We start from the raw sequence: 22927 nt of genomic DNA on the forward strand, positions 1-22927 counted from the left end.
GTACCCGCCTGCCGTAAATGAGGTGGACCGGCCCGCACCGGCGGGTAAAGTGGTGGGCCGCTTGACGGCCGAGGTGAGACAGGCACCGCAGCGGACGTCCCGACGCGCCGGGTTGCCCCCGGATACGCGAGCGAGCAGCAGCTGAGATTCCCTGAAGGAAATCCACGTGCCCGCACTGAAAGACGAACTCGCCGCCGAGCGAGTGCATCTGGAAGCCTCCCGCGAAGCGCTCCGGCGAATGCGGGAGCACGCCGAGCAACTGTTCTCGACCGGGGATCAGGTCGCCGGCGACGCGTACGCGGCGGAGACGCTCGGGCGGCACCTGGCCCGGCGGATCGCCGAACTGGCGGACAGCCCCGACACCCCGCTCTTCTTCGGCAGGCTCGACATCGACGAGGACAGGTTCCACGTAGGTCGGCGGCACGTCACCGACGTGGCCGGCGAGCCGATGGTGCTCGACTGGCGGGCACCCCTCTCGCGAAAGTTCTACCAGGCCAGCGTCAAGGACCCGCAGAGCGTGCGGATCCGACGGCGGTTCGGGTTCAGCGCCGGCGCGCTGACCAGTTTCGAGGACGAGCACCTCGACCGGGGCGAGGAACTCGGCACCGCCAGCCGGATCCTCACCGCCGAGATCGAACGCCCCCGCGTCGGCCCGATGCGGGACATCGTCGCCACCATCCAGCCCGAGCAGGACGAGTTGGTCCGGGCCGACCTGGCCGATTCGATCTGCGTGCAGGGCGCGCCGGGCACCGGCAAGACGGCGGTCGGCCTGCACCGCGCCGCCTACCTGCTCTACCTGCACCGGGAGCGGCTGCGCCGCTCGGGCGTGCTGATCGTCGGGCCGAACCGCGCGTTCCTGTCGTACATCGCGGCGGTGCTGCCCGCGCTCGGCGAGGTCGAGGTCGAGCAGGCGACGGTGGAGGACCTGGTCGCCCGGGTGCCGGTTCGCGCGGTCGACGAGCCGGCCGCCGCCGCGCTCAAGCACGACGTCCGGATGGCCGAGGTGCTGCGCCGGGCCGTCGACGCCCACATCGGTACGCCGACCGAGCCGATCATGGTTTCGGACGGCTCGTTCCGCTGGCGGATCGGCCTCGACCCGCTGCACCGGGTGGTCGCCGAGACCCGCGCCGAGGGCGTGCCCTACGCCACCGGCCGGGACCGGGTCCGGGCCCGGGTGGTGGGGCTGCTGCAACGCCAGGCCGAGGCCCGCCGCGCCGAGTCGCCGTCCGACGCCTGGCTGCGTCGGATGAGCCGGATCAAGCCGGTCACCGACCTGCTCGACTCGGTCTGGCCGGCGCTCACCCCGGACGGCCTGGTGCACCTCCTGCGCACCGACGCCGAGGCGCTCGCCGCGGCCGCCGACGGGTTGCTCACCGCCGAGGAGCAGGAGTTGTTCCGGGCCGGCAAGGTCGGGCGTACCCCGAAGGCGACCCGCTGGAGCGCCGCGGACGCGGTGCTCATCGACGAGGTCGCCGGGCTGCTGGAACGGCCCGGCGGCTTCGGCCACGTGGTGGTCGACGAGGCGCAGGACCTCTCTCCGATGCAGTGCCGGGCCATCGCCCGCCGCAGCGAGCACGGCTCGATCACGCTCCTCGGCGACCTGGCCCAGGGCACCGCGCCGTGGGCGGCCACGGACTGGCGCGCGTCCCTGACCCACCTCGGCAAGCCGGACGCGGCGGTGGTGCCGTTGAGCGTCGGCTTCCGGGTCCCGGCCGCCGTGGTGGCGTTCGCGAACCGGCTGCTGCCCGCGCTCGCCGTCGACGTGCCCGCGGCCCGGTCGCTGCGCCACGACGGGGCGCTCGACGTGCGTACCGCCGAGGACCTGACGGCCGCCACGGTGGCCGAGGTGCGGGCGGCGCTGGCGTACGACGGCTCGGTAGGTGTGATCGCGGCCGACGACGCGGTGGAGCGGCTCCGCGCGGCGCTCGCCGAGGCGGGCGTGGCGACCGCGACCGCCGACGACGTCGAGGCCGCGACGCGGGTCACCGTGGTGCCGGCGACGCTGGTCAAGGGCCTGGAGTACGACCACGTGGTGGTCGTCGAGCCGGCCGCGATCGTGGCCGCCGAGCCGCGCGGTCTGCACCGCCTCTACGTGGTGCTGACCCGGGCGGTCTCCCGGCTGGCGGTGCTCCACCGCGAGCCGCTGCCCGCTCCGCTCGCCGGCTGACCGGCCCCGGCCGGGCGGACGCCGGGCCGGGTGGAGCCCTGCGGCGCCGGACGGACCGGGCGGGGCGCCGAGCGGGCGTCGGTGCGAGCCGACCCGACGTCGGCCCGGGCGCGAGCGCGGTGACGGTCAGGCCAGGAGCGCGGTGGCGACGGCGCGCAGCGGCGCGCCCGACTCGGCGATCGGCACGGTGAAGGCGAGCCAGGACCCGTCGGTGAAGTCGATCCGGAGCCGCTTCGGGTTGAGCCGGTGCCAGCCGACCCGGGCGGACGCGACGTCCGCCCGGGACGCCGACCAGACCAGCCCGGTCTCGGCCAGCGCCCGCTCCTCGGCCTCCCGCCCGGCCAGCAGGGTGACCCCGCCGGTGCGGCAGACCAGCAACCGCCGGTCGGTCACCGCGAGCAGGGTTTCCCGGACCTTGAGGTCGGCCCCCGGCGGGGTCAGCGCCCGGTGCAGCCGGGACGCGGCCGAGCCGGGCGCGCCGCGACCGGCGATCCCCCACCCGACCAGGTCGACGAGGCGGTCACCGCGCTCCCAGGTGGCCAGTGGCAGGAGCACGTTCAGCAGCACCGAGCCGACGGTGCGCCGGCCCGGTTCGGCGGTCGACGCCGGCTCGGGCGGCGGTGGCGGGGTGAGGCCGCCGCCGACGTCGGCCTCGGCCTGGGCCAGCACGCGCTCGCCCGGCTCGACGAGCCGGCCGATCGCCTCGCGGTATCTGGACTCGTCCATCGGCTCAGTATCGGTCGTGGCCGTAGCCGTCGTCGGCGCGGCGCTCCGCGGCCGGTGCGTTGCCCATCACCTCGCCGACGATCTCGCGCACCCGGGCGGCCGCGGCCTCCTGTGCCCGGTTGGCCGCGGCGGTGAACTCCTCGGCCAGTGTGTAGGAGTCGAACCGCATGGCCCGCGCGTTGATGTCGGTGGAGAGGATCGTGCCGTCGGCGGCGGCCACGACGGTGACCAGGCCGGAGTCGCTCGCGCCCTCGGCGCTGCTCTGCTCCAGCTCGGCCATCCGCGCGCCGAGCTCACGCTGCCACCCGTCCAGGTTGCGGGCCAGCGCCTCGATCCGGTCCAGGGCCGGGAACGTCATGGCTGCCTCTCAGTTCACGATCGAGTCGAACACGTTCTGCACGCCCCTGGTGTAGGGGCCGAGATCCTCGCGGTAGGTGCCGTCCACCAGGTAGTTGCGATCCTTGTTGCCGTCGGAGACGTCGTGCAGGCCGACCCCGGTGTCGAGCAGCGCGCCGCCGATGCCCGGGATGTTGACCGGGGACGCCTGGTTGATGGCGAACTTCCCGGGGAACAGGATGGCGGTGCGTTTCATCTTGAACGCGAACGCCTCCTTCGTGTAGCCGGACTTGTTCCACGCCTTGTACGCCTTCTTGGCCTTGCGCAGCTCCATCACCAGCTTGCGGTAGCGGGTCAGCAGCTCGGCGACCTTCTCCAGCTTGGTGACCAGCTTGGTGAGGATCTCCGCGAAGCGCGCCACGATCTTGACCATGCGGCCGACCGTGGTGGCCAGCCGGGCCAGCACCCGCACCACGGTGGCCGCCAGGGTCACCCCGGCGCTGAGCGCGGCCGCCACCGCGGCGATGATCACCTCGGTCAGGAACCAGAGCAGGAACTCCAGGATCAGCTCGACCAGCAGGTTGAACGCCTCGACCGCGGCGTTCGCGGCGTCGACGAGCACCTCCTTGGTGCCGTCCAGCCCCGTGGCCAGCTCCTCGATCGCCTCCTCGACGGACTCCATCGAGGCGTGGAACTTCTCCGCCGCGTCGCCGTCCCAGGCGCCCCGCAGCCGGGCCCGGTCGGCGACCTGGTCACCGGCGATCTGCCGGACCGCCTCGCCGGTGGTCAACGCCAACTGGGCGGCCCGCATCAGGTCGTCCGGCTCACCGGCGACCAACTCCAGCAACTGCTCGAACGGCCACAGCACCGCGTTGGAGAGCGGCTTGAACGGATCGGGCGTGCCCGACACGATCTGCTCGAAGTAGGTCTTGTTGCGCTGGAGCGCCTCGGTGCTCATTCCGCCCCCTCAGGCGCCCGGCGTGAACATGTCGGTGGTCGCCACGTCGGTGCCGGTGTAGGCGTCGGCGGTGTCGGTCATCCCCCCGGCGATGTCGGCCATCACCTCGGCGCCCTCCTCCAGCCCCTGCAGGCAGGCCTCGAACTGCTCGGCGTAGGCGGCGGCCAGGCTGAACGACGCGGGCATCACGCCGAAGGAGTGCCGGGCCACGTGCCCGTCGCGGAACACCCGGTGCAGCTCACGGAACCGGGCGGCCCGGTCCCGGGAGGCGGCGGCGAACGCCGTCAACGCCTCCGGCTGGACGTCGAGATTCCTGCTCGGACTGGTCACGGACCCTCCCCAGTGTCCGGTCGGAAACTACCGCCGTCGTCGACGGCGTCCACAGACTAGTACGGCAGCCGCCATTCGTGATCATGGTGGGAATTCGAGGTTGAGGCGGCGGGCGTAGTGGGCTCGTTTGGCTCGTGCTTGGTGTCGGCGTCGCCATGTTGACCAGCGCAAACGGTAGGCGATGCTGCGGGTCGGCCGGATGAGCAGGATGTTGATCAGGCGGCGGATCTCGTTGACGGTCAGCTCGATCATGTCGGGTTGACCGTGACGGTCTGCTGTTCGGGCGTCGGCGGCGCAGATCGCGAGGACCGCGAGGGCTGCCAGGGCCAGGGTGGTGAACCGGTGCCAGGACGTCCAGCGGCGGACTTGGTGCTGGTCAAGACCGACCTGACCCTTTCCGGCCTGGAACGATTCCTCCACGACCCAACGAACTCCCGCTACCCGCACGAGCTGGGCGAGGGTGGCCGGGCCGGGTGTCCAGCAACGGTAGAAGGCCAGCTCACCGGTGGTGTTGTTGCGGCGGATCAGCAGACTGTGCCGGCCGTCGTCGTCCGAGTCGCCGTCGGCGCCGACGTCGGTCAGCCATGCCCAGTCGTAGAACCGTGGCCCTTTCGACCCGTCGCCGGCACTGCGCCGGGTCCACGCGGTGGCAGGCAGGTCGGCGGCCAGCCGGTCGGCGCGACAACGGGTCTTCCCGCCGTCGATCGGCACGAGATGATCGCAGGAGACCGCCAGGACGTAGCCGAGGCGCAGTTTGCGCAGTTCACCCCGCAGCCGAGTGTTGTTGCCGTAGGCCTCGTCCGCGGCGACCCATCGGGCCGGGACCAGGGCTTGAACAGCGGCGGTGATCATGTCGTCGGCCAGCTCGGATCGGGTGGCGAACGCGACGTCGTCCGGGACGCCGGCCTGCTCACACCGCTGTCGATCGTCGGTCCAGGACTTCGGTAGGTAGACCCGGCGGTCGATCAGGGTGTGGCCGTGTCTGCTCGCGTAGGCCAGGAACACGCCAACCTGCGCGTTCTCGATCCGCCCGGCGGTGCCGGTGTATTGGCGCTGGACACCGACGGTGTGCACACCTTTTTTCAGATCGCCGGTCTCGTCAACGACGAGGACCCCGTCGGGGTCGCCAAGCCGGTCGACGACGACCTGTCGCACGTCGTCACGCACCGCGTCGGCGTCCCACTTCGCCCGATACAGCAACCTCTGCATCGCGTCCGGCCGGCCATGCCCGGCCTGCTCCGCCAACTGCCAACACGTCTTGATTTCGATATTCGTGAGCAGCCCTGTCACGAACGCCGCCGCCGCCCGCCGCGGCTCCACCCGCCCGAACCGTCCCGCGAACGCATCGCACACCCCGGCCAGGACCTGCCGCCACCGGGCAGGGTCTACGCTGTGGCACGCGGCCACCGCCAGATCTGAAGTTATGTCCACAGCAGACAGACGATCACGCGGTGGCCGCACCTCGTCTACCGACCCCCACCAGCAACATCTCAAACGGCGGCTGCCGTACTAGGTGATGCGCGCACCCCGGCAGGGGGCGGTGCGAGTGGCGTCGGCACGGTAGACAGAGGAGGCACACGCCGCCGTCCGAGGAGTCCCGCCATGATCCTGGCCCGCGCCGAACAGGTCAGCCGCCGCTACGGCGAGGTGCTGGCGCTGGACGGTGTCGACCTGACCGTCCGGGCCGGGGAACTGGTCGGCCTGCTCGGCCCGAACGGCGCCGGCAAGAGCACGCTGATCAACCTGCTGGTGGGGCTGCGTCGCCCGACCGCCGGCCGGGTCGAGCTGCTCGGCGGCGACCCGCGCGACCCGGCCAGCCGGCGGCGGCTCGGGGTGACCCCGCAGGAAACCGGGCTGCCCGGCACGCTGCGCGTCGGCGAGGTGGTCGACTTCGTCGCCGCGCACCATCCCGACCCGGTGCCCCGGGGCGAACTGCTCGACCGGTTCGGCCTCGCCGACCAGGTCCGGCGACAGACCGGCGGCCTCTCCGGCGGGCAACGCCGCCGGCTGGCGGTGGCGCTGGCCTTCGTCGGCCGGCCCCGGCTGGTGGTGCTCGACGAACCGACCACCGGGCTGGACGTGGAGGCACGACACGCGCTCTGGGAGTCGATCCGCGGCTTCCACGCCGAGGGCGGCACCGTGCTGCTGAGCAGCCACTACCTGGAAGAGGTGGAGGCGTTGGCCCAACGGATCGTGGTGATCGGCCACGGCCGGGTGCTCGCCGACGACTCGGTGGCGGCGATCCGCGGCATCGTCGGCGTACGCCGGGTCAGCCTGGTCTCCGACGACCTGCCGGCGCTGCCCGGGGTGGTCGCCACCGAACGCGCGGACGGGCGGGTCCACCTGCTCACCACCGACGCCGACCAGCTCGTGCGGGACCTGGTCGCCAGCGGGGCGACGTTCCGCGACCTGGAGGTGCGCCCCACCTCGCTGGAGGAGGCGTTCCTCGCCATGACGGCCGGCGACCGGCCCGCGCCCACCCCCGCCTAGGAGACCGTCGTGCCGCTCGCCCTCGTCCACGCCCGCTACCAGCTCCTGGAGATCATCCGGATCCCGGTGGCGGTGGTCGGCAGCGCGTTCTTCCCCGCCGCCGCGATGCTCTTCTTCGTGGTGCCGTTCGCCGGCGACGACGTCACCGCGGCCACCTACGCCACCGCCGCGATGGTCACGTTCGCGACCATGAGCGCAAACATCTTCCAGTACGGCGTGGGCGTCGCCGAGGATCGCGACCAGCCCTGGAACCCGTACACCAGGACGCTGCCGGCCGGGCCCACGCCACGGCTGGCCGGGCGGATCCTGGCCGGCCTGGTCCTGACGTACCTGTCGATGGTGCCGGTGGTGGTGATCGCCGCGGTGGCCACCGCGGCGCGGGTGACCCCGGCGCAGTTCCTGCTCGGGCTCGTCGCGGTCGCCGTGATCTCCGTGCCGTTCACCCTGCTCGGCCTCGCGATCGGCTACTCCCTGCCGAGCAAGGCGGCGATCGTGGTGGCGCAGGTGCTCTTCTTCCCGCTGGCGTTCGGCGGCGGGCTGCTCTCCGCGCCGGACGACGCGCCCGGCTTCGTCAAGGCGATCGCCCCCTACCTGCCGACCCGGGGTGCCGTGGAGCTGATGTGGGCGGCGGTCGCCGGCTGGGAGCCCGACCCGAAGGCGCTGGTCATGCTGGTGGTCTGGGTGCTGGTGCTCGCCGGGGTCGCCGGCTGGGCCTACCGGCGGGACGAGGGACGCCGCTTCAGCTGACCTTTTGTCCGGTTCCGGCCCGGTGGCCGACCCGGCGGTGCCACGATGCCGGCAGGACGGGCCAGCGGGGCCGTCCCCGGCGAGAGGGGTCACCGTGAACGGCGTCGAGCCCGGCACACCCTGCTGGACCGACCTGGCCACCCCCGGCCTGGAGGACGCGAAGCGGTTCTATCCGGAGCTGTTCGGGTGGACCGGGCGGGTCTCCACCGTGCCGGACGCCGGGGGCTACACCGTCTTCTGCAAGGACGGCCGGGCCGTTGCCGGAGCGGGGCCGCCGGCCACGCCGGACCAGGTGCCGATCTGGTCCACGTACGTGGCGACCGACGACGCCGACCTGGTCGCCACCCGGGTGGAGGCGGCCGGCGGGCAGGTGCTGGTGTCCCCGTTCGACGTCAGCGGGCAGGGGCGGATGGCGGTGCTCGCCGACCCGGCCGGCGCGGTCTTCAGCGTCTGGCAGCCGATGGCGATGCGGGGTGCGGAACTGTTCAACGCGCCCGGCGCGATGTGCTGGAACGAGCTGGTCACCCCCGACCCGGAGGGGGCGCGGGAGTTCTACGCGCTGGTCTTCGGTTGGCACGCCGAGGACCGGCCGGCCGGGTCGGTGCCCTACGTCGGGTGGCGCTGCGGGGCGCGCATCATCGCCGGCATGCTGGCGCGGGCCGAGCCGCAGTCGGAGGACCTGCCCGCGTACTGGACGGTCTACTTCGCGGTGGAGGACGCCGACGCCACCGCGGCGCGGGCCGCCGAGCTGGGCGGCACCGTCCTCGTGCCGCCCCGCGACAACCCGGCCGGCCGCTCCGCCGCCCTCCGCGACCCCGATGGCGCCCTCTTCTCCATCTCCACCCTCCGCTGAGGTGTGTAAGGAGGGGCCCCCTTTTAACGCATTTGGTAGAGGCGGGGGCCCCGCTTAACACCACCTGCTAGAAGGGGCCTCCGCCTTACACGCGGCGGAGGGGAACGACGTGCGGGCCGTGCGGGCCGGGAATCACCCGGACGTGGGCGCGGTAGTGGCGGGCCAGCAACTCCTCGGTGAGCACCTCGTCGGGCGGGCCGGTGGCGGCCACCCGGCCGTCGGCGAGCAGCACCAGGCGGTCGGCGTACTCGCCGGTGATGGAGAGGTCGTGCATGGTCGCCAGCACGGTCAGGTCGTGCTCGCGGCGGAGCTGGTCGACCAGCTCCAACACCTCCTGCTGGTGCCCGATGTCGAGCGCGCTCGTCGGCTCGTCGAGCAGCAGCAGGGTGGCGCCCTGGGCCAGCGCCCGGGCCAGGAACACCCGCTGCCGCTCCCCGCCGGAGAGGGTGGCCAGCTCGCGGCGGCCGAACCCGCCCAGGTCCAGCCGATCCAGCACCTCGCGCACGGCGGCCACGTCGGTGGCGGATTCCCGGCCCAGCGGCGGCATGTAGGGGGTGCGCCCCAGCAGGACGTAGTCGAAGACCGCCATGCCGGCCGGCACCACCGGCGACTGCGCCACCGTGGCCACCACCCGGGCCCGGTCGCGCCGGCGTAGTGCGCGAATCGGCGTACCGAAGAGGGAGACGGCGTCCGGCGCGGGCAGCAGGCCGCCGACGGCGCGCAGCAGGGTCGACTTGCCGGCGCCGTTGGGGCCGATGACGGTGACCCACTCGCCCACCGCGACGGTCAGGTCGACGCCGGCCAGGACCGGGCTGCCGCCCAGTTCCACCCGCAGGTCCCGCACCTCGACGGCGGCGCTCACGCTGCTCCTCCGGCGTGCGACTGCGGGGCTCGCAACCCCGGCTCACTCCTCGCGCTCACGCTGCTCCTCCGGGCGTGCGACTGCGGGGCTCGCAAACCCGGCTCACTCCTCGCGCTCACGCGCGCATCCCGCGGGCGGTACGCAGGATCAGCACGAAGAACGGGCCGCCGAGCACCGCGGTGACCACGCCGATCGGGATCTCGGCCGGAGCGGCGGCGGTGCGGGCCACCACGTCGGTCAGCGCGAGGAACGCACCGCCGAAGAGCATGGACAGCGGCAGGATCACCCGGTGGCTGGCGCCGGCGAGCAGCCGGACGGTGTGCGGCACGATGATGCCGACGAAGCCGATCAGGCCGGAGGCGGAGACGGCGGCGGCGGTGCCCAGCGAGGCGGCGACGATCAGCAGGTAGCGGGAGCGCTGCGGGTGCAGCCCGAGGCTGGTGGCCTCGTCGTCGCCGACGGCGAGCACGTCCAGCTCGCGCCGGTGCGCCAGCACCACCACGGCGGTGAGCGCGAAGTAGGGCAGAACCAGCAGCACGTCGTGCCACCCGGCGGTGGCCAGCCGGCCGAGCAGCCAGGAGTAGACCTGCTGGATGCTGTCCGAGTGCTGTTGCAGCAAATAGGTCTGCCCGGCGGAGAAGAACGCCGAGACCGCCACCCCGGCCAGGATCAGCGCGGCCGGGGAGCGGTCCCGCCCGCCGGCGACGCCGAGCAGGTAGGTCAGCACGACCGCGCCGAGCGAGCCGACGAACGCGGCGAGCGGGATGGTGACCGGCAGGCCGGTGAGCGCCCCGCCGGCCCCGGCGCCGAGCACGATCGCCACGGTGACCGCGAACCCGGCCCCGGCGGCCACCCCGAGCAGGTACGGGTCGGCCAGCGGGTTGCGGAAGACGCCCTGGTAGCAGCCGCCGGCCAGGGCGAGCAGCGCGCCGACGAGCAGGCCGAGGACCACCCGGGGCAGGCGCAGTTCGGTGACGATGGCGACCTCCCGCTCGGTGAGCCCGCTCTCCAGGTGCACCCCGGGCAGCAGGTTGAGCAGTTCGGCCGCGACGCTGCCGGGCGGCAGGCTGACCGGGCCGAAGGAGACGCCGGCCACCAGCGCGACGAGCACCGCCACCAGGCCGGCGAACAGCCAGCGCTTGCGCAGCCCGGCGGGCCGGGCCGGGGCGTCGGCGTGGGCCGCGCCCCGACGGGGTCCGGGCAGCCGGCTGGCCGGCCGGGACGCGTCGGGCGTCCCGGCCGGCACGGGGTCCACCGGTCGTACGGTCACGGTCAGGCCGGGACCTTGGCGGTGGCGTCGACGATCACCTTGAGCAGGTCGACCACGCGCGGGCCCCAGCGCGAGGCGACGTCGTCGTCGAGCGCCACGACCTGGTTGTTCTTGACGGCGGTGACACCGGCCCAGCCGCTGCGCGCCTTGACCGTGTCGGCGCTCTGCTGGCAGCACTTGGTGTCGGCCAGGAAGACGAAGTCGGGGTTGGCCTTGACGATGACCTCCTGGGAGAGCTGCGGGTAGCCGCCGCTCTTGCCACCGGCGTCGGCCGGGTCGGCGATGTTCTCCAGCCCCGCGAGGGCGTAAATGGTGCCGATGAAGGTCTTGCTGGTGGCGCTGTACAGCTCCGGGCCCAGCTCGTGGTAGTAGGTCAGCTTCTCGGCGCGCTTGGGCAGGTCCTTGGTGATCGCCGTGATGTCGTCCTTCATCTTCCGCACCACGGCGTCCGCCTCGGCCGGGTGGCCGGTGAGCTTGCCCAGGTCGGTGAGCTGCCGGTAGGTGTCGTCGAGGGTGGCCGCGGCCGGGGCGAGCAGGACCGGGATCTTCAACGCGACGAGCTGGCTGGCGATCTTGTTGGTGTCGTTGGCGATCACCACGAGGTCGGGGCTCTTCGCGGCGATCGCCTCGGCGTTCGGCTGGTAGCCGGAGAGGTCGCTCTTCGGCGCGTCCGCCGGGTAGTTCGACTGGTCATCCACGGCGGTGACCTGCTTGCCGGCGCCGACGGCGAACAGCATCTCGGTCGAGGTGGGCGAGAGCGAGACGATCTTCTCGGGACGCTTCTCCAGGGTCAGGTTGCCGACGCTGACCGGGAAGGCGCCGCCGGAGGCGCCGGTGGCGGGGGTGTCGTTCGAGGTCTTCTCGGCGCAGCCGCCGAGAAGCAGCGCGCCGGCCGCGAGCGCGGCGGCGAAAAGCCGGGGGGTACGTCGGGTCACAGGTCCTCCTGTCGGTCGAGGAGCGTGGTGCTTCGCCGACAGGTGGAAGGCCCGTCCGCGAGGCGCCCTTCCTCGAGAGCGCATGTCGCGACCGGGCCGCAGGCGACCTGGCTCGTCCCACGTCCGTCGGTGCCGGCGGGAGGCCGACACCGCGCGTACGGGGCATCACAGTTGCGGGACAGCGCCGGTTTCGCACCGGCTTCGCTGTGGCACGGTCGGTGCCACGGTAGCGCACGACCAGCGGAGATCGCTCGGACGGGAGGGTGGGTGGGGACCCCGGCGGGGGTGGAACCGGGGTCCCCACTCCGGTGGTGAGGTCAGCAGTACTGGCTCTGCTTGTTGATCGCCCGGTAGGGGCAGTCGGCGTACTCGGACAGCAGGAGCACGGCGTCCCGGTTGCGCGAGGTCTGCGCCGGGATCACCTCGTCGGGCGGGTAGAACCCGCCGCCGGAGGCCGAGCCGGGGTACATCTCGAAGGTGTACGCCCAGATCTTGTGGGTGCCCCACATCCAGTCGATGCTGGTGCCGTCGGCGATGTAGAGGTCGCTGGACTGCTCCGGGGTGTAGCCGTTGGTCGCCGCCATCTGTCGGCCGATGGTGGCGAAGGTGTTGTACTGGTCGGTGCTCATCCCGGTCGCGGTGTTGCTGTACGTGTAGCCGTACGGCCAGAGCACCAGCTGGGAATAGGTGTGGAAGTCGATGTTCGCCTTGATCTGCTGCACCCCGCCGACGACCCGGCTGTTGACGAAGTTGCGCAGCGCGGCGGTCTCCGGGGCGGAGAAGGCGGACGGGCCACGGTAGGTGTCCGACGACTTCGAGCTGGACGAGCCGCCGCAGCAGCCCCACTGGTAGCCCCAGTTGCGGTTCAGGTCGGTGCCGACGTACGAGGAGCCGCTGTTGGGCTGCCGGTTCTTCCGCCAGGAGCGGTAGGAGCCGGTGGCGATGTCGTACTCGCTGCCGTCCGGGTTGACGGTCGGCACGATCCAGATCTCCCGGGAGTTGACGATGTTGGTGATCCGGGAGTCGCTGCCGTAGTTGTCGGTGAAGAGGTTGAGCAGGTAGATCGCCATCTCGACGGTCAGGTGCTCGCGGGCGTGCTGCTGCGCGTTGAACAGGATCTCCGGCTCGTTCTCGTCGGTGCCGACGTTGTCGGAGATCTTCACGGCCATCAGGTCCCGACCCTGGTAGGACGTGCCGATGCTGAGCTTCCGGGCGATCGACGGGTGGTCGGCGACCACCTTGTTCACCACCGCGGTCAGCTCGGCGTAGTCGTGGTAGTTGGAGTCGGCGGGCGGGAAGGCGTACGTGGTCGCGCCACCGGTCGGCGCCGGCGCGGCGTCCTTCTCCAGCCGGAAGCCGAGCCGGGTGATCGCGGTGGCCTCGGCGGTGGTCGCCGTGACGTGCAGCACACCGTGTTCGGAGTAGTCGATCGCGGCGCCGGTGCGGGCGACGGCGGTGCGGTCGGCGACGGTCCGGGGGCCGAGCACCCGGTAGGCGACGGCGGTCGGCTCACCGGCCCGGTCCGGGGCGGGGCGGGCGGCGGCCGGCGCGGCGGCGGTGACGACGAGGGTCAGGCCGACGGCGGCGACGAGCGCCAGCCGCCGGCGGGGCGGGAGCGAGCGGAGGGCCATGGACAACCTCCTCGGGGTACGGGGAGATCCCGTTGTCCGCACACTTCACCAGGAGTCACATGGTCATATCAACATTCATCTTTCTTCGAGTCCATCCCGGCCGGATCCTCACGCCGGCAATCATTTTCCAAGCCAGAACATCTGGCGAAACTTCCCGCCAAGCGCGACAGTGAACGGCAACGATGCCGTCTCCTGAGTGGAGCTGCCATGTTCGGACGATCCCTGCGTACGGCCGCCCTCGCCGGCCTGACCGCGCTCACCCTCCTCGGCACCACCGCACCCGCCCAGGCGCACGGCCACCGGCCGGGCGTCACGCACGACGAACAGATCACCTTCCAGGAGTTCTCCCGCTATCCCGACTGGCGCGGCGGCTCGCACCAGGGCACCCGCGCCCTGCCGGGCCGGCACCCCGCACTGACCATCGGCCGGCCCGCCGGCACCACCGAGTTCACCGACGAGCACACCGGCACCACCCGCACCTGGGAGTACGCCACCTGGACCTCGCCCGAGCGGCGGATCGGGTTCGACGCCACCGAACTGGTGGCGTCCTGGAACGCCAGCACCCCGGCCGGCACCTGGATCCAGGTCGAGCTGAACGGCACCTACACCACCGGGGAACACACCCCGTGGTACGTGATGGGCCGCTGGGCCTCCGGCGACCAGGACATCAAGCGGTCCACCCTGGACGGCCAGGGTGACCCGTGGTCGAGCATCTGGACCGACACGTTCTCCATCGACGACGCCGCGGCCGGGGTGCTGCTGCGCTCGTACCAGCTCCGGCTGACGCTCTACCGCGCGCCCGGCCAGGCCGCCGCGCCGCAGGTGCGGATGCTCGGCGCGATGGCCTCGAACGTGCCCGACCGGTTCACCGTCACGCCCAGCCGGGGCGGCATCGCCTGGGGCACCGAGCTGGCCGTGCCCCGCTACTCGCAGAACGTCCACACCGGCGAGTACCCGGAGTACGACGGCGGCGGCGAGGCCTGGTGCTCGCCCACGTCCACCGAGATGGTCGTCGAGTACTGGGGCCGCAAGCCCTCGACCGAGGACACCGCCTGGGTCGACCCCTCCTACGCCGACCCGACCGTCGACCACGCCGCCCGGATGACCTACGACCACGAGTACGAGGGCGCCGGCAACTGGCCGTTCAACACCGCGTACGCGGCCGGCTTCCCCGGCCTGGAGGCGCGGGTCACCCGGCTGCACTCGCTGGACGAGGCGGAGCGGTTCGTCAAGGCCGGCATCCCGGTGGTCACGTCACAGTCGTTCCTGGCCGAGGAGTTGGACGGGGCCAACTACGGCACCTCCGGGCACCTGTTCGTGATCGTCGGCTTCACCGCCGACGGTGACGTGATCGTCAACGACCCGGCGTCGTCGTCGAACGACGCGGTCCGCAACGTCTACCAGCGCGAGCAGTTCGAGCAGATCTGGTTGCGGACCAAGCGGTACCGGGCCAACGGCACGGTCGCCTCCGGCTCCGGCGGCATCACGTACCTCATCAAGCCAACCGACCGGCGGTGGCCGGTGGTCCCCGGCTCCACCAACTGGTGAAAGGAGGGGCCCCTTCTTAACGCCTGGCGTAGAGAAGGGGCCCCTTCTCACCACCTCAGCCTCGGTTCTCTCCCGGCTCGGGCTGGTCGTCGCCGGCCAGCGCGGAACGCAGCCGGTCCTTCTCCGCGCGCCGCCGTTCCGACGCCTCGGCCATCTCCCCGGCCATCTCGTCCCGCCAGCCCTTGAGCAGGAAGAACGACAGCGCTGCGGAGGCGACGAGCGCCAGCATCAGCCGGAGGAACATGTTCATCTCGACGAACCAGAGGGCCGCCAGCACACCGACGAACAGCCCCACCCGGCCCAGCGTGTACTTGACCGCCGCGCTCATGCCCGCATTCCCACTCTCTCCGTGCCTCAGCCCGTACGCCGGGCCAGCCAGTGCACGCCATGAAACCAGATCACCGCGTAGACCACGGTGAACACCGCCGCCGCCAGCGCGCCGGTGAACAGCGCCGGCAGCCCGGCGGCCAGCCCGGCCGCCAGCAGCCCGGCCAGGACGCCGACCCCGATGCCGACCAGCGCGGCCAGCACCCGGGCGGCGCCGAACTCCCAGGCCCGGAAGTCGTCCCAGAAGAGCCAGAGCGGCAGGATCACCGCCAGCCAACCGTTGGTCCGCCCGAACCCGCCGGCGCCCACGGCGGCGAACGCCCACTCGAAGAGCAGCAGCGCGAGCACCCCGATCACCAGCCCGGCGAGCGTCACGCCGAGCAGGTCGCCCAGGGTGAGGATGCGTCCCTCGGCGTCCCGCCGGGGGAAGGCGCGCTGCTGCTCCTCCGTGGCCATCGTCGGGGTCAGGCCCAGACCTGCTGCGGCTCGGAGCGACGCTCGGCCATCGACGGCGCGGCGTCGTACTCGCGGACGGTCTCGTAGCGGGTGTTCCGCTCCACCGGGCGGAAGCCCGCGTCCCAGATCAGGTGGAGCAGGTCGTCGCGGTGCATGGTGTTCGGCGTGCCGTACGAGTCGGCGTCGTGAGTGATCTTGTATTCCACGACCGAGCCGTCCAGGTCGTCCACGCCGAAGTTGAGCGAGAGCTGGGCCACCGAGAGCCCGTGCATGACCCAGAAGCACTTCACGTGCGGCACGTTGTCGAACAGCAGCCGGGAGACCGCGAACGTCTTGAGCGACTCGGCCGGCGAGGCCATGGTGGTGCGGGCCTGGATCCGGTTGCGGACCTTGCCGTCCGCCGAGTCGACGAAGTCGTGCTGGTAGCGCAGCGGGATGAAGACCTGGAAGCCGCCGGTCTCGTCCTGCAGCTCGCGCAGCCGCAGCACGTGGTCGACCCGGTGCCGGGGCTCCTCGATGTGGCCGTAGAGCATGGTCGCCGGCGTCTTCATGCCCTTGGCGTGAGCCAGCGCGTGGATCCGCGACCAGTCCTCCCAGTGGCAGGCGTGGTCGACGATGTGCTGGCGGACCTCCCAGTCGAAGATCTCCGCGCCGCCGCCGGTCAGCGACTCCAGCCCGGCATCCATCAGCTCGTCGAGGATCGCGTCGGCGCTGAGCCCGCTGATCTTCTCGAACCACTGCACCTCGGTAGCCGTGAACGCCTTGAGGTTGACCTTCGGCAGCGCGGCCTTCAGCTCGCGCAGCACCTTGGGGTAGTAGCGCCAGGGCAGCGTCGGGTGCAGGCCGTTGACGATGTGCAGCTCGGTGAGCTGCTCGTCCTCCATCTCCTTGGCCTTGCGGACCGCCTCGTCGATCCGCATCGTGTACGCGTCCTTCTCGCCCGGCTTGCGCTGGAACGAGCAGTACGCGCACGACGCGGAGCAGACGTTCGTCAGGTTGAGGTGCCGGTTGACGTTGAACATCACCCGGTCGCCGTTGATCTCGGTGCGCTTGTGGTGGGCCAGCCGGCCCAGCCAGGTCAGGTCGTCGCTCGCATAGAGCGCGACCCCGTCCTCGCGGGTCAGCCGCTCCCCCGCGTAGACCTTCGCTTCGAGCTCCCGCTTGAGTCCGGCGTCCATCCGAAAGCCACGTCCTTCCACCTGGGGGTCCCGATCGAGCGTACGTCGCGGGTCGGCGGGACCGCCGACGCGGTCGACCGCAGCGATCCAGTTCACCGCCGGTCACCCTCCGCACATCGACATCGCTGCGTCGGTGAGGTAAGACAAGAGTGGGGCGGAACACACACCAGGGCCGCCCTGTCTCATCACGCCCACGACGCGTGGCGCGCACCAGACCGGACGGGGAGCGGAATGGTCGACAGCACCAAGGCCCGGCGGCGACGAGGCCGATCACCGGTGATCTCACCGGTGCTTCGCCCGGCGCTCTGGTCCGCCCTGCTGGGGGCGGTCGCGGCCGCGGCGCTCGCCACCCCCGCCTGGGCCGATCCGCTGCCCGACACCGTGCCCAGCTCCGGCTCCCGCCCGCAGGTCACCGGCACGCTCCAGCTTCCCACCGGCGCGGGCACCGTCCCCGGCGCCACAGCCCCGGGCGGGACGGCCGGCGCCACGACCGGCGTGGCCAGCCCGACCGACGGACCGTTGATCGCGCAGATCAACCAGGTCGACGCACGTGTCGCCCAACTCGGCGACGACCTCCTGCGGATCAAGGGCGAGCGCGACGCGGCGCAGGCCGAGCTGACCGTCGCCGCCGGCCGGCTCGCGGAGGCCCAGGCCGCGCTCGCGCGGGCCCAGGAGAACGCCAAGAGCGCCGCCGCCGACGCGGTCAAGGCCGACGCCGCGCTGCCGCCCGGCGAGTTCGGCACCAGCCTGCGCCAGTTCAGCGACCTCCAGCGCATCACCCGGGGCGACAGGGCCGAGGGCGCCAGCACGTCGGTGACCGGTGAGCTGCTTCGCGCCACCGACGACGAACGGGTGGTCCGCGAGGCGCACGCCTCCGTCCAGCGGCGGGTCACCGAGAAGGCCGCCGAGTTCACCCGCGTCGGGGCGGACCTGCACAAGCAGGAGGCGGCGCTGCTCAAGCTGCGCCGGGACAACGCCGCCAGGCTGCTCGTCATCGAGCGCCGGGAGGACGCCGCCGAGCAGCAGCGCGGCAACCCGTACGTCGTCAACCAGAGCATCAACGGCCTGGTCGCCGACCCTCGGGCACTCGACGCCGTGCGCTACGCCCTGGCCCAGCTCGGCGACCCCTACCTCTGGGCGGCCGAAGGGCCGGACCGGTTCGACTGCTCGGGCCTGATGCTCGCCTCCTACCAGGCGGCCGGCTACCGGGGCCTGCCGCGCGTCTCCCGGGATCAATACTTCGCGACCCGGTCCCGCACCGTCAGCCCGAACGCGCTGCTCCCGGGCGACCTGCTCTTCTTCGCGTCGAGCGGCAACTGGAACAGCATCCACCATGTGGCCATGTACATCGGCAACGGCAAGATGGTCGAGGCGCCCCGCACCGGCGACGTGGTGAAGATCTCCGTGGTCCGCTGGTCCCGGCTCTATGCCGCGACCCGGGTGGTCGGCGCCGTGCCGGCGCCGGCCACACCCGTGGCGGCCCCCACCGTGCCGACCAACCCGCCCACGTCGAAGCCGACGCCCAAGCCGACGCCGAAGCCGACCAGGACCGGGACGCCGAAGCCCTCGGGCACGCCGAAGCCGACGCCGAGCGGGCCCAGCGCGACTCCCACGCCGACGCCGAGCACCACGCCGACGACGACGCCGAGCCCGTCCGAGTCACCCAGCCCGTCGCCGAGCCGCACGCCCGCCGCGGAGCCGAGCACGACCTCGGCGAAGCCGACCGAGAGTGCCGCGAAACCGACCGAGAGCGCCGCCGCGCCGTCGAGCAGCGCGGCGAAGCCGACCGAGAGCGCCGCGAAGCCGACCGGCAGCGCGGCCGGCGGCATCTCCGCGAGCCCGACCAGCACCGGCTGACCCAACCGTCCGCTCCGACTGTGTTCCCGGGCCGGAATGTGGCACGGTGAGATCCAGGCACTTCCGGCCGGCGCCACGGTCGGGGGCGAGCGTGGGTGCGGAGGGCGAGATGGGCGAGCACGAGGTTCCGGCGGAGACGGTCCACCCGGGATCCACGTCCGACCCCGTCGGTGACGTCGACGAGCGCCCGGCGGCGCCGGTGGCCGTGGCACGGGCCCGGGTCAGCGTGGCCGGCTCGGCCGTGCCGCCGCCGGCCGGCGCGGAGCTTCCCGGGCCGCCCGCCACCGCCACCACCTACCGGGCCGGCGCCCCGGCGGAGGCCGCGCCGCCGCTCGACCGACGGCGCCCCGGAGCGACCGTCCCGCCGTCCAGTTGGTCCGCCTTCGCGGCCGCCGACCGCCCGGTCCCGGCCGCCGACACCGACCGGCCGCCGCGCGACGCCGCCCCGGCCGCCGGCCTGACACCCGATCCCGCGCCGGCCGCCGACCTCGCGACGCACCCCGCCGCACAGAGCGCCGACGACCGGTCGACCCGCCCCGCCCACGACGCCGACCCTCCGACGCCCGGCTCGGCACCGGCGGGCGACCTCGCGGCAACCCGTCCCGCGCCCGCCGGCCTCCTGGCGTCCCCGCCGGACTCGGCCGCCCCGGGCGCCATGGCCGAGGCGAGCACCGGACCGGACACGGCCGTCCCGGGCACCGCGGTGCCCGCCCCGACCACCCCGGATGCTGCCAGCCCGCGTCCCGACACCCCGGACCCGGCCACCCCGAGCGCGGCCGACCCGGTCCCGGCGGCGTCCGCCCTCGCCGCGCCGACGTCCGCCGCACCGACGCCGACGTCCGCCGCACCGACTCCGACGTCCGCCCCACCGACTCCGACGTCCGCCGCACCGACCCCGGCGTCCGCGTCCACCGGCGACGCCACCGACCCGCCGGCCACCGGCCTCGACTCCGCCGGCGACGGCTCGCCAGTCGTCGCGCCGACGCCCCGGATCGCCGGCTCCGCCCAGGTGCCCGCGCAGCGGGTGCCGGACGATCCGTCGGCAGGCGACGCCCGGGACGACAGGTTCGCCGGACGACCCCCCTCCGCGCCGCGCACCGACCCGCCGGCGGCCCGGGCGAGCGCCTCGGTGCCGGGCCTGAGCCGGGCATCCGCCGACGAGATCGCGGCCTCGGTGGCGGCCGCTCCCGCCGCCGCGAAGGTCTATCGCGCCGGGCCGGTCAACCCGGAGCCGCCGGAGCCCGCCCAGCCGCCGGAGCCGGCGCAGCCGCCGACGCCGCACGGTCCCGAGCCCGAGCCGGCACCGACCCCGGTCCCCGGCCCGACGCCACCGTCGCCGGCCCCGCCCGGCCCCGAGCCGGAGCCACCGCTGCGCCCGACCCCGCCGGTGCCCGGACCGCCCGCACCACCGCCGGGCCCGCTGGTGCCCCCGCCGCCCGCGCCGCCGGGTCCGATGCCCGCGCCGCCGTTCCCACCGCCGCCGGCGATGGCCGGCGCCGTCGGGACGCCGCCGGCCTGGTCCGGCACGTACACGTCGCCGTCGGCGGCCGCGCCCCCGCCGCCCCTGGTGCCGGCACCGGCGCTGCCGACCTGGCCGCCGCCGGCCGCTCCGGCCCGTGGTGCCGAGGCCACCCGTCCGGTACGTCCGCAGCCGGGCAGCCAGGACCTCGCCGGCACCGCGTACGGCGGCACCGAGGGCCCGGGCTTCGCCACCGTCTCGTTCCCCCAGGGCAGCCCGACGGAGAACTCGGGTTCGCTGACCGGCCACATCCTGGCCCAGGGGTGGTCCGAGGACGCACCGACCGCCCGCGCCAGCAACACCAAGGTCATCGTCGTGCTGGCCGTCGCGCTGACGGCGCTGATCGCCATCAGTCTGCTCGTGGTCTTCCTGGCCAACGACGCGTTGAGCGGGCTGACCGGCTCGATGCTGGCGCGCTGACGGGGTGAGCCCGCCCACTACGGCCGCGCGGTGCGGTGGCCGTGTCGGCGGATCGCCGTACACTTGTCGGGATCACTGACCCGGCGCGCCGACTGCGCGCCCATGGGCGATCTTGCGGGCGATTCGACGGCGTAACGGCGCCGCGGCGGGCCATCGCGAAGATGCGCCCCGCTCGAAAGGCATTTCTTGACCACCTTCGCTGCCTCCGGCACGTCCCCGTCCGTCGACCCGACCCTCGACACCACCGACTTCACCTCGCTCGGCCTGCCCGGGCCGCTGGTCGAGGCGCTCACCCGGCAGGGCATCACCACTCCCTTCGAGATCCAGCGGGCCACCCTGCCGGACGCGCTCGCCGGACGCGACGTGCTCGGCCGGGGCCAGACCGGCTCGGGCAAGACGCTCGCCTTCGGCCTGGCGGTGCTCGGCCGGCTCGCCGAGCGCAACCGGGCCCGGCCGCTGCACCCCCGCGCCCTGATCCTGGTCCCCACACGTGAGCTGGCCATGCAGGTCAACGACGCGCTGGTGCCGCTCGGCAAGTCGATCGGCATCTTCCTGAAGACCGCGGTCGGCGGCGTGCCCTACGACCGGCAGATCGACGCGCTGCGCCGGGGTGTGGAGATCGTGGTGGCCACCCCGGGCCGGCTCGGCGACCTGATCACGCGCGGCGTCTGCCGGCTCGACGACGTCGAGGTCACGGTGCTCGACGAGGCCGACCAGATGGCCGACATGGGCTTCCTGCCCGAGGTCACCGAGCTGCTGGCGAAGACGCCCACGGACGCCCAGCGGCTGCTCTTCTCGGCCACTCTGGACAACGACGTCGACGCGCTGGTCAAGCGGTTCATGACCGATCCGGTCACCCACTCGACCGCGCCGGCCACGGCGGCGGTGTCCACCATGGACCATCACATGCTGCTGATCCCACCGCACGACAAGTTCGCGGTCACCGCGTCCATCGCCGCCCGGGACGGCCGCACGATGGTCTTCGCCCGCACGCAGCTGGGCGTCGACCGGTTGGTCGAGCAGCTCACCGCCGTCGGCGTCCGGGCCGGCGGCCTGCACGGCGGCAAGACCCAGCGGATGCGCACCAGGACGCTCGCCGAGTTCCGTGAGGGGCGGATGAACGTGCTTGTCGCCACCGACGTGGCGGCCCGCGGCATCCACGTCGACGGGGTCTCGCTGGTGCTGCACGTGGACCCGCCGAAGGACCCGAAGGACTACCTGCACCGGGCCGGCCGCACCGCCCGCGCCGGCGAGTCCGGCGCGGTCGCCACGCTGGTCCTGCCGAAGCAGCGCCGGACCACGCTCGCCATGCTGGAGAAGGCGGGCGTCGAGCCGTCCCAGGCGCGGGTCCGCGCCGGTGACGAGGCGCTGGCCGAGCTGACCGGCGCGCGCGAGCCGAGCGGCGTACCGGTCCGCGAGGAGCCGGAGGCCCGCCGTGCCGGCCCTCGCCGCTTCGGCGACCGGGACGGTCGTGGCTTCGACCGTGGTGGCCGGAGTTTCGACGGCCGCGGCGAGCGGAGTTTCCGCGACCGGCCCACGGGCGAGCGCGGCGGGTTCCGTGACCGGCCCGCCGGCGAGCGCGGCTTCCGGGACCGGCCGACCGGCGAGCGCGGTGGCTACGGCGACCGCCCGGCGGGTGAGCGACGCTACGGCGACCGACCCGCCGGGGAGCGGGGCCACGGCGACCGGTTCGGCGGCGAGCGGCGCTTCGAGCGGCCCGAGGCCCGCGACGACAGGCGCTTCGGCGAGCGGCGCTCCGACGACCGGGGTGACCGGTTCGGCGGTCGCCCGGCCGGCGACAGGCGTTTCGGCGAGCGCGCGGAGCACGGCCGGGCCGGCGGCGACCGGTCGTTCGACCGGAGCCGCCCGGTGGGCGAGCGCGGCTACGACCGGGACGCCCGGCGGCAGGACGACCGACCGGCCGGCGGGCGCGGTTTCGGCGACCGCCGGCACGACGACCGCCCGCAGGGCGAGCGACGCTTCGGCGACCGGGACAGCCAGAGCGAGCGGCGCTTCGGCGACCGGGACAGCCAGAGCGGGCGACGCTTCGGCGACCGGGACAGCCGGGGCGAGCGTGGGTTCGCCGACCGCGACGGCCAGGGCGAGCGGCGCTTCGGCGACCGGGACGGCCGGGGTGAGCGGCGCTTCGGCGACCGGGACGGCCGGGGTGAGCGGCGCTTCGGCGACCGGGGCGACGTCCGCCCGGCGGAGCGCCGGGGCGGGTTCCGCACCGAGGGGCGGGGGCGCGACGACCGGCCCCGCGACGACCGGCGCGGTTTCGGCGGGCGCCCGCCGGTCCGTACCCACTGATCCGGGA

19 protein-coding genes, 1 pseudogene and 1 riboswitch are annotated in these 22927 nt (G+C 73.4%); of the genes and pseudogenes, 8 read left to right on the forward strand and 12 right to left on the reverse strand.

Annotation, left to right across the window (positions count from 1 at the left end):
- Positions 1-238 precede the first annotated feature (238 nt).
- A complete protein-coding gene (locus O7618_RS23560; RefSeq protein ID WP_278110126.1) occupies positions 239-2167 on the forward strand; it encodes an AAA family ATPase in 1929 nt (642 codons plus the stop codon).
- A gap of 126 nt (positions 2168-2293) precedes the next feature.
- Here O7618_RS23560 and O7618_RS23565 read toward each other — a convergent pair whose 3' ends face one another.
- The 5 genes from O7618_RS23565 to O7618_RS23585 all read right to left on the reverse strand — a co-directional run bounded on the left by O7618_RS23565 (position 2294) and on the right by O7618_RS23585 (position 5879).
- Positions 2294-2893 (reverse strand): hypothetical protein, encoded by a 600-nt coding sequence (locus tag O7618_RS23565; protein WP_278108294.1) that lies wholly within the window; start codon positions 2891-2893, stop codon positions 2294-2296.
- 4 nt (positions 2894-2897) lie between these two features.
- Positions 2898-3251 carry a YbaB/EbfC family nucleoid-associated protein gene (locus O7618_RS23570; RefSeq protein WP_278108295.1) on the reverse strand — a complete coding sequence of 118 codons (354 nt, stop codon included), beginning with the start codon at positions 3249-3251 and terminating at the stop codon, positions 2898-2900.
- Between the two features lie 9 nt (positions 3252-3260).
- Positions 3261-4187 (reverse strand): WXG100 family type VII secretion target, encoded by a 927-nt coding sequence (locus tag O7618_RS23575; protein WP_278108296.1) that lies wholly within the window; start codon positions 4185-4187, stop codon positions 3261-3263.
- Between the two features lie 9 nt (positions 4188-4196).
- Complete coding sequence (locus O7618_RS23580; protein ID WP_278108297.1) at positions 4197-4517, reverse strand: type VII secretion target; 321 nt, start codon at positions 4515-4517, stop codon at positions 4197-4199.
- An 81-nt stretch (positions 4518-4598) separates the two neighbouring features.
- Entirely contained in the window at positions 4599-5879 is a 1281-nt protein-coding gene (locus tag O7618_RS23585; RefSeq protein ID WP_278103967.1) for an IS701 family transposase, read from the reverse strand.
- 240 nt (positions 5880-6119) lie between these two features.
- Between O7618_RS23585 and O7618_RS23590 the strand changes: the two genes are divergently transcribed.
- The 3 genes from O7618_RS23590 to O7618_RS23600 all read left to right on the forward strand — a co-directional run bounded on the left by O7618_RS23590 (position 6120) and on the right by O7618_RS23600 (position 8607).
- Positions 6120-7007: an ABC transporter ATP-binding protein gene (locus O7618_RS23590; RefSeq protein ID WP_278108298.1), complete on the forward strand. Its 888-nt coding sequence runs from the start codon at positions 6120-6122 to the stop codon at positions 7005-7007.
- A gap of 9 nt (positions 7008-7016) precedes the next feature.
- Positions 7017-7754, forward strand: a complete 738-nt coding sequence (locus O7618_RS23595) for an ABC transporter permease (RefSeq protein WP_278108300.1) — start codon at positions 7017-7019, stop codon at positions 7752-7754.
- 94 nt (positions 7755-7848) lie between these two features.
- The gene (locus tag O7618_RS23600) at positions 7849-8607 is read left to right on the forward strand and encodes a VOC family protein (RefSeq protein WP_278108301.1); all 759 of its coding nucleotides are present in this window, start codon (positions 7849-7851) and stop codon (positions 8605-8607) included.
- An 85-nt stretch (positions 8608-8692) separates the two neighbouring features.
- Here O7618_RS23600 and O7618_RS23605 read toward each other — a convergent pair whose 3' ends face one another.
- From O7618_RS23605 to O7618_RS23620, 4 genes and pseudogenes are all read right to left on the reverse strand, one after another.
- Positions 8693-9469: an ABC transporter ATP-binding protein gene (locus tag O7618_RS23605; protein WP_278108303.1), complete on the reverse strand. Its 777-nt coding sequence runs from the start codon at positions 9467-9469 to the stop codon at positions 8693-8695.
- Between the two features lie 115 nt (positions 9470-9584).
- A complete protein-coding gene (locus O7618_RS23610; protein WP_278110127.1) occupies positions 9585-10673 on the reverse strand; it encodes an iron ABC transporter permease in 1089 nt (362 codons plus the stop codon).
- A gap of 68 nt (positions 10674-10741) precedes the next feature.
- Complete coding sequence (locus tag O7618_RS23615; RefSeq protein WP_278108304.1) at positions 10742-11674, reverse strand: ABC transporter substrate-binding protein; 933 nt, start codon at positions 11672-11674, stop codon at positions 10742-10744.
- A gap of 106 nt (positions 11675-11780) precedes the next feature.
- Positions 11781-11874, reverse strand: a riboswitch (cobalamin riboswitch).
- A gap of 120 nt (positions 11875-11994) precedes the next feature.
- Positions 11995-13305: pseudogene (locus tag O7618_RS23620) on the reverse strand (M14 family metallopeptidase); the annotation flags it as partial.
- A 207-nt stretch (positions 13306-13512) separates the two neighbouring features.
- Here O7618_RS23620 and O7618_RS23625 point away from each other — a divergent pair.
- On the forward strand, positions 13513-14853 hold the full coding sequence (locus O7618_RS23625) for a C39 family peptidase (protein WP_278108305.1): 1341 nt from the start codon (positions 13513-13515) through the stop codon (positions 14851-14853).
- A 55-nt stretch (positions 14854-14908) separates the two neighbouring features.
- On the opposite strand, the gene O7618_RS23630 is transcribed toward O7618_RS23625, so the two are convergent.
- Genes O7618_RS23630 through mqnE form a run of 3 tightly spaced genes read right to left on the reverse strand, consistent with a single transcriptional unit; the run spans position 14909 to position 16814 of the window.
- Positions 14909-15181 (reverse strand): DUF4229 domain-containing protein, encoded by a 273-nt coding sequence (locus tag O7618_RS23630; protein WP_278108307.1) that lies wholly within the window; start codon positions 15179-15181, stop codon positions 14909-14911.
- A 26-nt stretch (positions 15182-15207) separates the two neighbouring features.
- Positions 15208-15636 carry a hypothetical protein gene (locus O7618_RS23635; RefSeq protein ID WP_278108308.1) on the reverse strand — a complete coding sequence of 143 codons (429 nt, stop codon included), beginning with the start codon at positions 15634-15636 and terminating at the stop codon, positions 15208-15210.
- 8 nt (positions 15637-15644) lie between these two features.
- Positions 15645-16814, reverse strand: coding sequence for an aminofutalosine synthase MqnE (mqnE, locus tag O7618_RS23640; protein ID WP_278108309.1), 1170 nt, complete (start codon positions 16812-16814; stop codon positions 15645-15647).
- 231 nt (positions 16815-17045) lie between these two features.
- On the opposite strand from mqnE, the gene O7618_RS23645 reads away from it, so the two are divergent.
- The 3 genes from O7618_RS23645 (at position 17046) to O7618_RS23655 (ending at position 22920) form a co-directional block, all read left to right on the forward strand.
- Positions 17046-18671, forward strand: a complete 1626-nt coding sequence (locus tag O7618_RS23645; protein ID WP_278108310.1) for a C40 family peptidase — start codon at positions 17046-17048, stop codon at positions 18669-18671.
- 109 nt (positions 18672-18780) lie between these two features.
- Entirely contained in the window at positions 18781-20610 is a 1830-nt protein-coding gene (locus O7618_RS23650) for a hypothetical protein (RefSeq protein ID WP_278108311.1), read from the forward strand.
- Positions 20611-20874: 264 nt separating this feature from the next.
- The gene (locus O7618_RS23655) at positions 20875-22920 is read left to right on the forward strand and encodes a DEAD/DEAH box helicase (protein ID WP_278110128.1); all 2046 of its coding nucleotides are present in this window, start codon (positions 20875-20877) and stop codon (positions 22918-22920) included.
- Positions 22921-22927: the final 7 nt, after the last annotated feature.

Source organism: Micromonospora sp. WMMD980 (genome assembly GCF_029626035.1).
In the GTDB taxonomy this organism is placed as follows: Bacteria; Actinomycetota; Actinomycetes; order Mycobacteriales; family Micromonosporaceae; genus Micromonospora.

Excerpts from the sequence above, each read along its gene's own strand:
- O7618_RS23560 (WP_278110126.1), top strand. The coding sequence starts at position 239 with ATGCGGGAGCACGCCGAGCAACTGTTCTCGACCGGGGATCAGGTCGCC.
- O7618_RS23565 (WP_278108294.1), bottom strand. The coding sequence starts at position 2,893 with ATGGACGAGTCCAGATACCGCGAGGCGATCGGCCGGCTCGTCGAGCCG.
- O7618_RS23570 (WP_278108295.1), bottom strand. The coding sequence starts at position 3,251 with ATGACGTTCCCGGCCCTGGACCGGATCGAGGCGCTGGCCCGCAACCTG.
- O7618_RS23575 (WP_278108296.1), bottom strand. The coding sequence starts at position 4,187 with ATGAGCACCGAGGCGCTCCAGCGCAACAAGACCTACTTCGAGCAGATC.
- O7618_RS23590 (WP_278108298.1), top strand. The coding sequence starts at position 6,120 with ATGATCCTGGCCCGCGCCGAACAGGTCAGCCGCCGCTACGGCGAGGTG.
- O7618_RS23625 (WP_278108305.1), top strand. The coding sequence starts at position 13,513 with ATGTTCGGACGATCCCTGCGTACGGCCGCCCTCGCCGGCCTGACCGCG.
- O7618_RS23630 (WP_278108307.1), bottom strand. The coding sequence starts at position 15,181 with ATGAGCGCGGCGGTCAAGTACACGCTGGGCCGGGTGGGGCTGTTCGTC.
- O7618_RS23635 (WP_278108308.1), bottom strand. The coding sequence starts at position 15,636 with ATGGCCACGGAGGAGCAGCAGCGCGCCTTCCCCCGGCGGGACGCCGAG.
- mqnE (WP_278108309.1), bottom strand. The coding sequence starts at position 16,814 with ATGGACGCCGGACTCAAGCGGGAGCTCGAAGCGAAGGTCTACGCGGGG.
- O7618_RS23645 (WP_278108310.1), top strand. The coding sequence starts at position 17,046 with ATGGTCGACAGCACCAAGGCCCGGCGGCGACGAGGCCGATCACCGGTG.
- O7618_RS23650 (WP_278108311.1), top strand. The coding sequence starts at position 18,781 with ATGGGCGAGCACGAGGTTCCGGCGGAGACGGTCCACCCGGGATCCACG.